At 65.5% G+C, this 12,295-nt stretch carries 12 protein-coding genes; 4 read left to right on the forward strand and 8 right to left on the reverse strand.

Annotation, left to right across the window (positions count from 1 at the left end):
* Positions 1 to 178: 178 nt before the first annotated feature.
* Positions 179 to 787 (reverse strand): TetR/AcrR family transcriptional regulator, encoded by a 609-nt coding sequence (locus E1298_RS35545; protein ID WP_131901223.1) that lies wholly within the window; start codon positions 785 to 787, stop codon positions 179 to 181.
* Between the two features lie 64 nt (positions 788 to 851).
* On the opposite strand from E1298_RS35545, the gene E1298_RS35550 reads away from it, so the two are divergent.
* Positions 852 to 1,259: a RidA family protein gene (locus E1298_RS35550; protein ID WP_131901225.1), complete on the forward strand. Its 408-nt coding sequence runs from the start codon at positions 852 to 854 to the stop codon at positions 1,257 to 1,259.
* 19 nt (positions 1,260 to 1,278) lie between these two features.
* On the opposite strand, the gene E1298_RS51980 is transcribed toward E1298_RS35550, so the two are convergent.
* From E1298_RS51980 to E1298_RS51605, 7 genes are all read right to left on the reverse strand, one after another.
* On the reverse strand, positions 1,279 to 1,416 hold the full coding sequence (locus E1298_RS51980; RefSeq protein ID WP_424923188.1) for a hypothetical protein: 138 nt from the start codon (positions 1,414 to 1,416) through the stop codon (positions 1,279 to 1,281).
* A gap of 485 nt (positions 1,417 to 1,901) precedes the next feature.
* Positions 1,902 to 2,102 carry a transposase gene (locus E1298_RS51985; RefSeq protein WP_424923189.1) on the reverse strand — a complete coding sequence of 67 codons (201 nt, stop codon included), beginning with the start codon at positions 2,100 to 2,102 and terminating at the stop codon, positions 1,902 to 1,904.
* 381 nt (positions 2,103 to 2,483) lie between these two features.
* A complete protein-coding gene (locus tag E1298_RS48700; RefSeq protein ID WP_165975830.1) occupies positions 2,484 to 2,648 on the reverse strand; it encodes a hypothetical protein in 165 nt (54 codons plus the stop codon).
* 215 nt (positions 2,649 to 2,863) lie between these two features.
* Positions 2,864 to 3,580, reverse strand: coding sequence for a tyrosine-type recombinase/integrase (locus E1298_RS35565; protein WP_207945036.1), 717 nt, complete (start codon positions 3,578 to 3,580; stop codon positions 2,864 to 2,866).
* Between the two features lie 25 nt (positions 3,581 to 3,605).
* A complete protein-coding gene (locus E1298_RS51990) occupies positions 3,606 to 4,037 on the reverse strand; it encodes a DNA cytosine methyltransferase (RefSeq protein ID WP_424923190.1) in 432 nt (143 codons plus the stop codon).
* Positions 4,003 to 4,980: a sigma factor-like helix-turn-helix DNA-binding protein gene (locus E1298_RS35575; RefSeq protein ID WP_207945035.1), complete on the reverse strand. Its 978-nt coding sequence runs from the start codon at positions 4,978 to 4,980 to the stop codon at positions 4,003 to 4,005. The genes E1298_RS51990 and E1298_RS35575 overlap by 35 nt, the downstream gene beginning before the upstream one ends.
* A 307-nt stretch (positions 4,981 to 5,287) precedes the next feature.
* Complete coding sequence (locus tag E1298_RS51605) at positions 5,288 to 5,521, reverse strand: sigma factor (protein ID WP_131901229.1); 234 nt, start codon at positions 5,519 to 5,521, stop codon at positions 5,288 to 5,290.
* 532 nt (positions 5,522 to 6,053) lie between these two features.
* Between E1298_RS51605 and E1298_RS35585 the strand changes: the two genes are divergently transcribed.
* The 3 genes from E1298_RS35585 to E1298_RS35595 are packed head-to-tail and all read left to right on the forward strand — an operon-like array spanning position 6,054 to position 12,231.
* On the forward strand, positions 6,054 to 7,670 hold the full coding sequence (locus E1298_RS35585) for a nuclease-related domain-containing DEAD/DEAH box helicase (RefSeq protein WP_131901231.1): 1,617 nt from the start codon (positions 6,054 to 6,056) through the stop codon (positions 7,668 to 7,670).
* The gene (locus tag E1298_RS35590; protein WP_131901233.1) at positions 7,667 to 10,909 is read left to right on the forward strand and encodes a helicase-related protein; all 3,243 of its coding nucleotides are present in this window, start codon (positions 7,667 to 7,669) and stop codon (positions 10,907 to 10,909) included. The genes E1298_RS35585 and E1298_RS35590 overlap by 4 nt, the downstream gene beginning before the upstream one ends.
* The gene (locus E1298_RS35595; protein ID WP_131901235.1) at positions 10,909 to 12,231 is read left to right on the forward strand and encodes a hypothetical protein; all 1,323 of its coding nucleotides are present in this window, start codon (positions 10,909 to 10,911) and stop codon (positions 12,229 to 12,231) included. The genes E1298_RS35590 and E1298_RS35595 overlap by 1 nt, the downstream gene beginning before the upstream one ends.
* The last annotated feature ends 64 nt before the right edge of the window (positions 12,232 to 12,295 follow it).

Genomic DNA, 12,295 nt, shown 5'->3' on the forward strand with positions numbered 1-12,295 from the left:
AAAACTCAAGCAGTTCCGCGCCATCGCCGCACGGTACGACAAACTGGCCAGCCGCTACCGCAGCGGCCTGCTACTGGCCAGCCTCATCCTCTGGCTCCGCCACCACGAGTTGTCAGACACCACCTAGGGCCTGTCCCATGGATCATGCTCGTGTTGCCGCCGGCTTGTTGCCGGGGGCTCAGAGCCGTTCCCAGCCTCGTTCCACTGATTGGCGGCATGAGCGGGGGTCATCGCCTGCGCTGATGAACAGGGCGGTCAGCATGGGGATCCCGTGTGTGAGCGCTTGGCGTGGGAGCGGGCCGGTGGCGATGAGTGTTACCAGTCCGTGGCCGATGGCCCAGCTCTGGGTTGCGAGTTCGAGGGGGTCGACGTCGCTGTGGAAGCGGCCGATGGCCTTGGCTCGTTGGACGGCGTGGACGAGGCTGTGCAGGGTGTCGTCGGCGGCCTGGGGGTCCTGGAGTTCGAAGTCGGTGTCGAACATGACGCGGTAGAGGTCAGGTTCGTCCAGAGCGTTGGCCAGGTAGGCGGCGCCTAGGGCGGTGAGGTCCTGTACGGGGTCCTCGGTCATCGCGACCTTGGAGAGTTTGGCTGCCAGACGGGTGAAACCTTCCTGCCGCATCGCCTTTCGCAGGCCGTCCATGCCGCCGAAGTAGGTGTAGACGGCCATCGTCGACACGCCGGTTCCGGTGACCAGGGAGCGGAGGCTGATCGGCTGCCGGGTGCGTAGCATCTGCGCGGCACGGTCGATCAGCAGGGCGCGGACGGCGGGATCCTTTGTCCTGGGCATGGCGTCACATTACATAGCATTGCTATGTTTTGGGGAGGTGATGTCGACAGCAAGGAGTGCAGCCATGGCGGTGACGCTGATCAACCCCGAGGGGCTACCCAAGCCCGAGGTCTACCGGCAGCTCTCGATCGCCACCGGATCGAGGACGGTGTTCCTCGCCGGCCAGGTCGCGCGGGACGCCGAGGGCCGGAAGGTCGGTGAGGGCGACTTCGCAACCCAAGTTGAGCAGGCCTATCTGAACGTGGGCACGGCACTGGCCGCGATCGGCGGGTCGTTCGACGACGTGGCCAAGCTGACCATCTATGTCGTCGACTGGGGTGCGGACAAGATGCCGCTGCTGGGCGAGGGGGTCGCGCGGGCGGCGGAGAAGCTGGGGGTCGACCCGGTCAAGCCGATCACGCTGCTGGGCGTCGCGGCCCTGGGCGAGCCCGACCTCATGGTCGAGGTCGAGGCCACCGCCGTGCTCGACTAAGGCCTGACGCGCTCTCACTTCAGGTGACGGGGCCGCGGAGCCGGAGCCGGATCCGGATCGAGGCGACGTCGATGGTGCCCTGGTGGATGCGTTCGCGTTCGTCGTAGCGGGTGGCGACCGCCCGGAACGCCTTGAGCCTGTTGAAACACCGCTCCACGGTGTTGCGGTCTTTGTGGCGTTCGGGGTCGAAGGAGGGCGGCCGGCCTCCGGTGCGGCCGCGGTCACGGCGGTGCCGTTTCTGGTCCCCTTAACGGCAATCACTGCTCGGCGAACGATGCGAATGGACTCCATCAGATCGATGAACCGTGGGCGGTCGCCGTGCCGGCCCGGGGCTGGTCAGCCGGGCGATCGGACGGCAGCGCCGATCGGCGACCAGGTGAATCCTGGTGGCCCGGCCGCCCGGGACCTGCCGAGCGCCTCCCGCCCCGAATTCTTGCCATTCGATGTGTCCCCCCGGTGAGGTCATCGCGTGCCGGGACACCGCGAGCCCCGGCCGCGTGCTGGTGCGCCCGGTTGATCGTTTGAGTCGGCGCCGACCGTCCACCCGCCACCTTCGGCCTCATCACACCCGGCCTGCGGCCCGTCCAGGATCGTGGCCCACGTGCCGTCCAATGACCAGCGGCGATGCCGGTTGCAGACCGTCTACCAGCTCCCGTGGACCGGCGACAGGCCCCGCCACACCGTCCCGGTCCCGGTCCCGGTCCGGAAGACGATCCCGTTGATCACAGCACGGTGATCGGCCCACCGGCCACCCCGCTGCGGCGCCGCCGATGGCAGCAGCGGCACCAGCCGTTCCCACTCGTCATCGGTCAGATCGCGCCGCTTCAGCAATTCCTCATCCACGCACAGTGACCCATCAGACCGGCCAAAGATCCTGAACACGCCCTAACGGCGGTGCTACCAACAGGGCCGGATGACGTTGGACGAGTGTGGATGAGAGGGAGGGCGCGGCCCAGGTGAATGGATAGGTGTGGACGGATCTGGAAAGCGCTGATCTTGCTACGGATCAGACGGCGATGGTTGCTCCCTACGATCGCCACAGCGTGGTTGAGGTGGGTTGCGTGGTGGGGGGCGATCGCTGCCGCGCGGCTTCCGGTGCTCGGGCCGTGGCCGGCCCTGCGCTCCGGGTCCACGTGCCACCGGAGTTCGCGGGTGCTGTTGTCGTTTCGACCAGCCCGAGGATGCGCAGGTCAGTCGCTACGGCGCCGTGCCATTAGCGTGCAATTACGCCACCGGCGCCAGCACGCCGGAAGGCCCGTCGTCGCCGTCCTCCTCGTCCCGGCTCTGCTCCGCCCGCACCAGCGCATCCAGCCCGTCAGCGATGACGCGATCAGCACGGGACGACTTGTGCTGATACCTCAGCGTGGCCCGCTCGTTGTCGTGCCCCATCGCGCCATCAGGTTCCGCGTCGAGATCCCCATGTCGGCCGCGAGCGCGATCCCGGTGTGGCGAAGGTCGTGAAAGTGCGGGTTCGGCACCCCGAGAGCCTCCACCACGTGCCCCCAGCGCGTGACCTTGTCGAACCCGTTCCGCCGCATCGGGCCGCCCTTGAGCCCTGTGAAGACGAGCGCGTCATCCCCCTTCACATCAGGTAGGCCCGAGGATCATTTGGCCGTTGGTCCGCTCGGCGTACGCGGCCCATACACGGACGGTCTGAGCCGCGATGTGAAATCGCAGCGCCGTAGCGCCGTGATCTCACCCCACCGCAGGCTTGCGAACGCGGCGAGCAAGATGAACACCCTCAGGCGATCGTCTCGGACGACGTCGGCATGCCTCTCTTCGGCGAGCTTCCAGAGCACCCGCTCAGCCGCCGGACGCGTCGCGAAGGTCTGCGGGAAGCGCCGCATGGTCCCGCCCTTGACCCGGTAACGAAGCCGGAACTCACCCGAGTCCACGTTGTCGACCGGCCGCACTCCCACGCGTTCGGCCGGCTCGAAGACCTGGGCGACGGTCAGCGTCGGACGTTCTGCGGCTTGCTCGGTGCCGGCCCCGCGCACCCGGCACGGATTCCGCGTGAGGATCTTGTCCTTCTCAACAGCCGTCATCAGCGCCGCCCGCAGTAGCCGATACGCCATGCTCGCCGAGACACCCGCGTCCAGGAGCGCCTTACGCCATTCCCGGATCATGGACGTGCTGAGCTTGCCGAGCTGGACGGCGCCCAGGTACGGAGCGATGTGCTTGTTCAGAAGCCACGTGTAGAGCTCGACGGTCCGGGGTCGCAGGCCAGGCCGTTGGTCGATCCACTTCGCGGCGTAGTCCCCGAGCTTGACCTTGCCCCAGATCAGGATCCGTCCAGTCGCCGTTAAAGATCTGCGCCTCAGTGAGCGTCAATCAGCGCGATTGAGGTCAGGCTTCCCCTTCCATGCGCGTTGCTGGCGACTGTCCTTCCTTCCATCGACCGAGCTGAGCATCGGCGGAGACTTGACCCAGCAGAACTGGAACAGCGTTACCGAGCTGCCTCATCTTCTCGCCGCGAGGGCCGACCAGTGTCCAGTCATCTGGGAAGGTCATTACGCGGGCCGTCTCTCGGACGGTCCTGTATCGGTGGTCGCCGTTGTCAACCAAGAAGCGGGTCGACCAGCTCTCCGTGAAGTGCAAGGTCGGATCGTCGGTCGGCAGACCGTCCTCACTGTGGCGTAGCAGGACGACGCTCCGAAGTGTGCTCGCGACGCCTGAATTCATCTCCGGCCGAAGGCATCCTCGTGCTCGGGCATCAGGAGTCGGCACGGCTTGGCTGAGCGGATCAGAGCTCGTGACTGGGGAGGCGGAGCGCCTCATTGATCCGTTCGCTCGCCTGAAGCACCTGCTCCTTATCGACGACCCGCCCACCTTCGAAGGGGCCGACGAACTCGTCGAGCCATGACGGGTTATGCTCCAGGATCCGGGCGATGCGGTCCTCGACCTCTTGCGGGCTCATCGCCTCGATGGGCTCTTGCCACTGCTCGACGATGGCGCTTGCTACCAGCAGTATGAGGAGACGCTTCCGTGCATCGGTGCTGCCCGTGCGAGGTTCCGGCGCTTCCGCTGGAGCCACCTCGGTGGAGGCGTCGACGCGCACCGACTCCACGATCTCTGCGCGACGCCGGTTCTGCCACTTGCCTCTCGTGACCGCGATGCGGGCCTGGAGCGCCGGACGCGCGGTGGCGCGCAGCCACTGTTTGGCCGGCGGTGCCCACCGAGCCACCGCACGATCGATGTAATGGGTGAGCATCTGTGACCCCAGCTCCACAAGTGCGTCGTATTCCGGTGACCGACGCTTGGGCGGATCGACGTAGATGTACTCCACCGGTGGGTTCGGGTAGTGGTCCTCGTCGACCTCGATCAGCTCGACGTGGCCGACGAGCTGTCCGGTCTCGTCATCGAACAGGTGCCCGCGATATGCTCCATCGGTCTCACAGGAGACACCCAGGTGCTGACCGTTGGGAATCTCGGCATCGAACCGCTTCTTCGCCATCAGAGGCCACCGCTTCCTGCTCTTCCGACTCTGCTTCCGCCTCGTCAGGCGGGGCTTCGGCTTCTCGCCGCCAGCGTAGTAGTACGGCTCCAAGACCTGGGTGCGCGAGGGATGCCGGAGCTTCTTGAGTGCCTTGCCCTCGATCTGGCGGATCCGCTCCCGAGTCACCCCGTAGTCGACCCAGGCCGAAGCGCATCGAGATGACACCTGCCTCGCGTTCACCCATGGTGTCGAGCATGGCGTGGAGTTGCTTTTGTAGAAGTCCAAAAGTGATCTCCTGCTCGGGATCCGCGCGGATCCTCGATGTCCAGCACGTCGGCCAGAGTGGCTTCACCGTCACCGATCTTCATGTCGAGAGGGATAGGTCGGGTGGCCCGAGCCGGAAGCACTCCATGACCGCCTCCTCGCCTAGTTCGCAGGCTCGGGCGAGTGCTGCCAGCGGCGGGGTCTGCCCGTCGCTGGGGAGCAGTGCGCGCTGTTTCCAGACCTTGTGCTGCCGTTCGACCATGTCAACGGGCAGGCGGATGAGGCGCGCTTCCTTGGCGATCCCTCGGGTGATGCTCTGGCGAACCCACTACATGGCGTAGGTCGTGAACTCGTTGCGCTGAGAGGGGTCGAACGACTCCACTGCTCGAATGAGCCCGACCGCTCTGTGCTGGGAGATGTCCTCATGGGTCATCCCCGTCTGCGGGTACTTCTGCGCGACGGAGTGCACCGGGCCCTGGTTGTGGAGGCACTCGGCAGCTTCGCGCGCCTCACCGGTGAGCTCGGCAAATGTCCCCCTGCTCCAGCGGACGGCTCGCCCTATCTGGGATGAGGAACGCCAGACCCACCTCCTGCTGGGCGTTCAGCAGAATCTTGACGTGGTTCGAGACAAGCAGTCAGCGGCGATCCGACGGCGTGCCGCCGCGATGGCCATCTCAGCCTCAGAGCGCCCGATGAACCGCTGCTCCCCACGAGGTGTCTCCTCGCCGAACTCCAAGCTCTCTTCGTCGATCTCCGTCTCGGTGGCTCACCATCAGGTGTATCGACGCCCGATGGTTTGCAACCGGCTCGACCACTACGGGAGCCGGCTCCGGCCTCGATGATGCCCGCCTTGGCGAGCAGACGCTCGTCCTCCGGACGGATTGTGTCGGAGGGCATCTGTAGCGTTCCGAGTACTCGCTCGAGCCGAGTGCGCCGGAGGGTCTGGTCGCGTACGAAGGGTCGGAGCCGCATCAGGATGCGGGACAGATATTCGAGGTTCACGATTCGGTCTCCACCCCTCTTCGAACTTCCTGCGGCCAACGGTATCGGGCAGGATTGACGTGACACTCAGGTAACGGGGTAGAGCATTGCGGATGGTACCGACAGAACTCGGCTCGGAGGAGATCACTTCCTCCGAGCGGAGGGTATTTGAGGCCCTCTCAGGGAGCAGCCTTTCCGGCACCGCATTGCACTCGCTCAACCTCCCGGACCACGAATACAAGCTCACCGCCGAGCTCGACTTCGTACTGGTACTTGACGACCTCGTCCTGGCCGTCGAGGTGAAGGGCGGGCAGGTCTCCTGCCGCGACGGCGTCTGGACCTATCAGGACCGCGCGGGGCACCACCGGACCTCCCGTGAAGGACCGTTCAAGCAGGTGCAGACGGGGATGTTCGCTCTGCGTGCCCGCCTCCGGCAACGTCACGGTCAGGCCGTCGACGACGTCGCCTTCGGCTTCCTGGTCATCACGCCCGACGTCGACCTGGCCGGCGGCTTCGAGTGGGACGACGAGACCTACTGCGGTCGTGGCCCCTTCAACCGCGACGTCACCAAAGCCGTCGAACGAGCGCGCGCCTACTGGAAGGCCAAGCAGCCCGCCACCTACCCGATCCCCAAGCAGCTCCAGACGACGGTGCTCCAGGACCTTCGTCCCTCGTTCGACCGCTCGCCGCTACTCGACGCCCGCGCCAGGGAGCTGGAAAGCGCCATCGTCCGCCTGACCGAGGAGCAGTACGAGCGTCTGGATCTCATCAGCGAGGAGCCTCGGGTCATCTGTCATGGCGGGGCAGGGACGGGCAAGACCTTCCTGGCTGCCGAGGTCGCCCGTCGGCAACGGCTGCTGGGCCGGCGAGTGCTGTTCTGCTGCCGGAGCGAAGTGCTCGCCGGGTTCGTCCGCAAGCGCCTCGCCGGGACGAACGTGGACGTCATGGCCGTCTCAGAGCTGAATGTCATCGAGCCGTACGACGTGCTCGTCATCGACGAAGCCCAGGATCTGATGACCTTCGACATCCTGACCGAACTGGAGGAAGCCGTCCGTGGCGGGTGGTCGGATGGTCGCTGGGTGATGTTCCTCGACCAGAACCGTCAGGCACACCTCTACGGCGACTTTGATCACGAGGCGCTTCAGTATGTGGAGTCCTTCCGGCCGGTACGCCCGAGCCTGAAGTTCAACTGTCGCAACACCCGGGAGATCGCCTTCCAGACGCGCGCCTACACCGGCGCAGATACCGGCGTGGCCACCGCTGGGGCTGGACCGGAGGTGACTTTCGCTCCCGTCGACGACCGCGCGTCCGAGACGGCAGCCCTGGACGCACGCCTCCGTGCTCTTCACGAGCACGAGGTGCCGCCCGAGCACGTCACCATCGTCTCCGTTCGGGGGGACTGGGAGACCTCGGCGGCCAAGGGCCTGCGGGATGCCCGCAGAGGTCGGATCGCTCAGCTGACTTCCTCGCTGGCGATGACCTGGCCGGGTACCTCGATGACCTGGGCTTCAGCGATGGACATCAAAGGGCTGGAGAACCGCTTCGTCTGCGTCATCGACATCGATTCGGTCGAGTCGGAGACAGAACTCGATCTGCTTTACGTGGCTCTCAGCCGCCCGCGCGCTGGGCTCTGGATCGCCACCACACCGCTGGTCTCGGGTCAGCTCCGCGCACTGTTCAAAGAGCACCACTCCGGTGCCATGGATGCCTATCAGAAGGCGAAGGTATGAGTTCGCTGGCACAGCCCCGTCAAGACTTCGTCGACTACGTTCGTCGGCAACTGGTCGGACCGTTCGACGGCCCGACAGAGATCATCTTCGACCCGCCGAACCGGCGCTACCTGATGGGGATCCTGTTCCCACGCCAGGTCTCCTTCGCCGGCTACATCGAAGCGGAAGGCGAGGAAGCCGACGAGGCGGGCACCGACACCGGCGACGAAAGCCGGTTCAGCGACGATCCGGTGTCAGCAGCCAACGACTTCCTGCCGGCATCCCAGGGGCTGTCGTTCTTCACCACCGCACCCCATGTGACGGTCCGGGCACGCGCGGCCGAATACAGGACCCTCTCGGGGGCCGCCGCCGAGGCAGCCCTTACCGATATCGAGGTCAAAGCGGGACCGACTGAGAAACGTGAGGACGACGAACCCAAGAAGAAGAAGTCTCAAGGCTCGGGGAAGATCTGGCGTCGCCATGAGCTGCCGGAAGCGACTGTCACCATCATCCCCGAGGACAACACGCCACACGCCATCTGGAATGGGAAGGCTGAGATCCATGTCCGCTGGCGGAGCTACCCGCATGGCTCCCTGGTAACCGTCACGCTGGTGAATGCACGTGAGGCCGATGACGAGCATCCCGAGCGCCACTGGGACGAGATGTTACTCCAGGTGGAGTTCGACATCACCGTGTCGGAGGGCTCCGAGGTGCTGGAGTACCCGAGCGTCGCCATGGCCTCCCACGACCCAGAGGAGGACGAGCTGCGGCTCATCCATCGGGCTGCCCGCGTGTTCGCGATCGGACACGGGTGTTCCCCTGAGTGGGTCGAGATCGACGGCACCGTGACGGCGGTACGGTCCGAAGTCATGCCGTCCCACGTCGTGCCCAGAGTCAGTGCCGAAGGCGACGCCGTCCAGGCGCTCGACGTGGCGTGGTTAGGCGACGAGTCGGTGCCTACCGCGACGCTGGTCGCTGAACTCAACTCCTTCATCGATCCCTACGAGCAGTGGATCAAGGGTGTGGAGGCGAAGGCCGCCACGCTCGACCCTCGCTACGCGGCGGCTGCGGGGCCGGTCATCGCGCGGTTGAAGCGTGCGCTTGCTCGGATGCGGGACGGGGCACAGGTCTTCGTCGACCATCCGGATCGCGCCAAGCTCCTGACCGCCTTCCGACTGGCGAACCAGGCGATGCTGATCCAGATGCGTCACAGCAAGAAGGACTACGCCGGGAGCCGCCGCCCGCGAGCAACTGCCCCGGAGATGCCGAGTGCCTATGACTCCTGCGCGGGCTGGCGCCCGTTCCAGCTGGGCTTCTTCCTGACGACCCTGCGCGGTCTGGTCGACGAGGTGCATGACGACCGCGACGTTGTTGATCTGATCTGGTTCCCAACAGGTGGTGGAAAGACCGAGGCGTATCTGCTTGTCGCCGCCTTTGAGATCTTCCGTCGCAGACTCGTGCTCGGAGAGACGGGTCTGGGTACCGCGGTGATCAGCCGCTACACGTTGTCCCTGCTGACCGCTGACCAGTTCAAGCGCACCGCCTCAACGACCGCGGCCTGCGAGTACCTCCGCCGTAGACGATCCGGTGAGCTTGGGGACGAACCGATCTCCGTCGGCCTCTGGGTCGGCGAGGCGACTTCGCCCAATACCTACGTCGCCGCACGCGAGCGCTTCGACGAACTACGCGACGCCGGTGAAACCGATGACCGGTTCCTCCTCGATCGGTGTCCCTGGTGCGGCACCGAGATCGTCCCGCGAGAGCACCACGACGACGACTCGCTTTACGGCATTACCGCGACCGACTGGTCGTTCGCCTTCAACTGTCCCTCGACCAAGTGTGAGTTCCACGAGAACATCCCGGTTCACGTCGTCGACCACGCGCTCTACGACCTTCCCCCGACCTTCCTGCTCGGCACCGTCGACAAGTTCGCCCAACTTGCCTGGGTGCCCGAGTCGGGGGTTCTGTTCGGCAACACGGCAGGTCGGCGTCCTCCGTCGCTGATCATCCAGGACGAACTGCACCTGCTGACCGGCCCGCTCGGCACGACGGTCGGGCTCTACGAAGCCGCGATAAACCTCCTGTGCGAGTCGAGTGGTCGCCCACCGAAGGTCATCTCGTCGACCGCCACCATCCGCCGCGCCTCGGCGCAGATCATGGGGCTGTTCGGTCGTCCCGTCGACCTGTTCCCGCCGACCGGAATCGATGCTGACGACTCCTACTTTGCCCGCGTCGACGGGGACTCACCGGGACGGCTCTACGTCGGCATGATGGCCCAGGGGCACACCTCCGACACCGCAGTGGTGCACACCGGAGCTGCACTGCTCCAGGCGCCGGTGGACCTCAACCTCACCGGCGATGCCCAGGATGCCTATTGGACGGTCGTGGCGTACCACAGCTCACTGCGGGAGCTCGGTCGTACGGTCACGATCGCGCGGGACGACATCCATGCCCGGCTGGGGAGCCTCGTGGTCGGTCGTCCCCGTCGGGATTACGACGTCGAGGAACTGTCGTCCTCGGTCCCTCGCGCATTGCAACCGCGTCTGTTGGAGCGACTGAATCTGCCGGTGACGAGCGGTTCGGTGATCGACTTCCTCGCCACCACCAACATGCTGTCGGTCGGTGTCGACGTGCCGCGGCTTGGCCTGATGCTGGTCAACGGACAGCCGAAGGCGACCGCGGAATACATCCAGGCCACCAGTCGCGTGGGTCGTTCAACAGCACCGGGTCTGGTGTTCGGACTATTTCGTTCGACCAAGCCTCGGGATCGGTCGCACTACGAGAACTTCCGGGCGTATCACTCGGCGCTGTATCGTCACGTCGAGCCGACCAGTGTTACGCCGTTCTCGCCACCGTCTCGAGATCGGGCGCTGCACGCTGCGCTGGTCATCCTGGCGCGTCACCGGCTGGGCATGCACTCCGACGGGAGCGCCGGCCAGATCCTCACTCGTCGCGCTGAGGTCGAAACACTGGCCGCCAAGTTGGTTGACGTTGTTGCCCAGGTCGAGCCCCGCGAGAAGAACGGAGCGCAGACGTACTTGACACGATTCATCGAGGACTGGGTCGACCGCGCCAAGCAGGCGGACGCACAGAGTAAGTCGCTCTACTACCGCCCCAAGGGCAAGGGGCAGTTCAACCTCATCCGGCAGTACCACACCAAGGCGACGGGTTGGGAGACCCTCGGCTCGATGCGCAACGTCGATCTGGAATCGTTGGTTGAGGTAGCACGCAGCAGCGGTTCGACGAGGGGTGATGCGTGATGCAGCGCAAGATCCGTCAGTCGCAGACCATCGTGCCGTTCGGAATAGGGGCGATCTTCGACTTCAAGGGGGAGTCCCTCGTCGCCTGCGACACTTTCCGCTGGGGACCACGCGGGGAGCGCATCCAGAGTGAACGACTGGCCGCGGTCCTCAGGGTGAAGGAGTTCCGGGCGGCTCCCACCATCGCCGGCAATGCTTGGGCGGCTCCATCGTCCGGTGTGCCGTATTCGCGCTTCCCGAGCTGGCTGTTCTGTCAGCAATGTCGCCGGATGACTCGCTGGAGCCGGGGGCAGGAGCAGGAGAACAAGGCACCCACCTGCGGCAACTGCCCCGGACGCAAGCAACTGGTGCCGATGCGTTGGATCCAGATCTGCCCCAACGGCCATCTGGACGACATCGACTGGAAGCGGTGGGCGCACTCGCGCGACACCGACCCCGAGGCCCGCCAGTGTCAGAGGGAGATCCTCTTCTTCGAGACGGTGTCGGGCAAGGGCGCCGGCGGTCTCGACACCCTGCAGGTTCGCTGCGCGACCTGCCAGAGCCGTCGCAACCTGATGGGCATCACCTCCAAGGGCTCACTCAAGTCCATCGGGGTCGGTTGCGTCGGACGGCAGCCCTGGCAGCGTTGGGACGAGCGTGTCGACTGCGAGGAGATCCCCCTGGCCGTCCAGCGCGGTGCCAGCAACGTCTACTTCCCGCTGGTGCACTCCTCGATCGAGATTCCCGACCCCTCGCGGGCGGACAGCGGCAGTGAGAAGGCGCTGGCGATCAAGGCCGACCCGATGTTCCGGGCCTTGATGGGGATGAACGATGCCGCCCCGATCTACGACCAGATGATCGAGATGCTCGGCGACGCCCACGATGCTTCGACCGACTACGTGGCTGCACTTGTCCGGGATGAGAAGCAGCGTGAGGCAGGCAGGGCGACGGCGGTCGAAGCGACTCCCGGCGACCTCCTCAGTGAGGAGTGGGCGGCGTTCCTCACTGAGATGGACAACGAAGATGATCCCTACTTCCGTACCCGTCACGTCGACCTGGTGACCGGAACACCGACTTCCGTCACGTCGGCGCTTTCCGATCGTGTCGACAAGGCGGTGCTCGCTGATCGACTCCGCGAGGTTCGCGCCCTGGAAGGCTTTCACCGGGTCACTCCGGCGGGGAGAGACAAGTTGGTGCCGGTGGCGCTCAACCACAAGTCGTCGGTCAACTGGCTACCAGCCATCGACGTGCGAGGTGTCAATCCCCTGAAAGCGTGGAGGCGGTGTTATGCCACTTCGGCCCTGGGCTGGGCCGTTGGTGTTCTTCGTGCTTCTGCCATCTGATGCTCGAACGTGATCGGGGCGAGCCCGTCGTTGGCGCTGTGCCTCCTGCTGGTGTTGTGGAAGT

Origin of the sequence: Actinomadura rubrisoli (genome assembly GCF_004349215.1) — a bacterium.
Lineage (GTDB): Bacteria > Actinomycetota > Actinomycetes > Streptosporangiales > Streptosporangiaceae > Spirillospora > Spirillospora rubrisoli.

Bases quoted from the DNA above. Each gene is read 5' to 3' on its own strand.
- E1298_RS35545 (WP_131901223.1), bottom strand. From the start codon at position 787: ATGCCCAGGACAAAGGATCCCGCCGTCCGCGCCCTGCTGATCGACCGT.
- E1298_RS35585 (WP_131901231.1), top strand. From the start codon at position 6,054: ATGGTACCGACAGAACTCGGCTCGGAGGAGATCACTTCCTCCGAGCGG.
- E1298_RS48700 (WP_165975830.1), bottom strand. From the start codon at position 2,648: ATGGGGCACGACAACGAGCGGGCCACGCTGAGGTATCAGCACAAGTCG.
- E1298_RS35590 (WP_131901233.1), top strand. From the start codon at position 7,667: ATGAGTTCGCTGGCACAGCCCCGTCAAGACTTCGTCGACTACGTTCGT.
- E1298_RS35550 (WP_131901225.1), top strand. From the start codon at position 852: ATGGCGGTGACGCTGATCAACCCCGAGGGGCTACCCAAGCCCGAGGTC.
- E1298_RS35595 (WP_131901235.1), top strand. From the start codon at position 10,909: ATGCAGCGCAAGATCCGTCAGTCGCAGACCATCGTGCCGTTCGGAATA.
- E1298_RS51990 (WP_424923190.1), bottom strand. From the start codon at position 4,037: ATGAGGCGCTCCGCCTCCCCAGTCACGAGCTCTGATCCGCTCAGCCAA.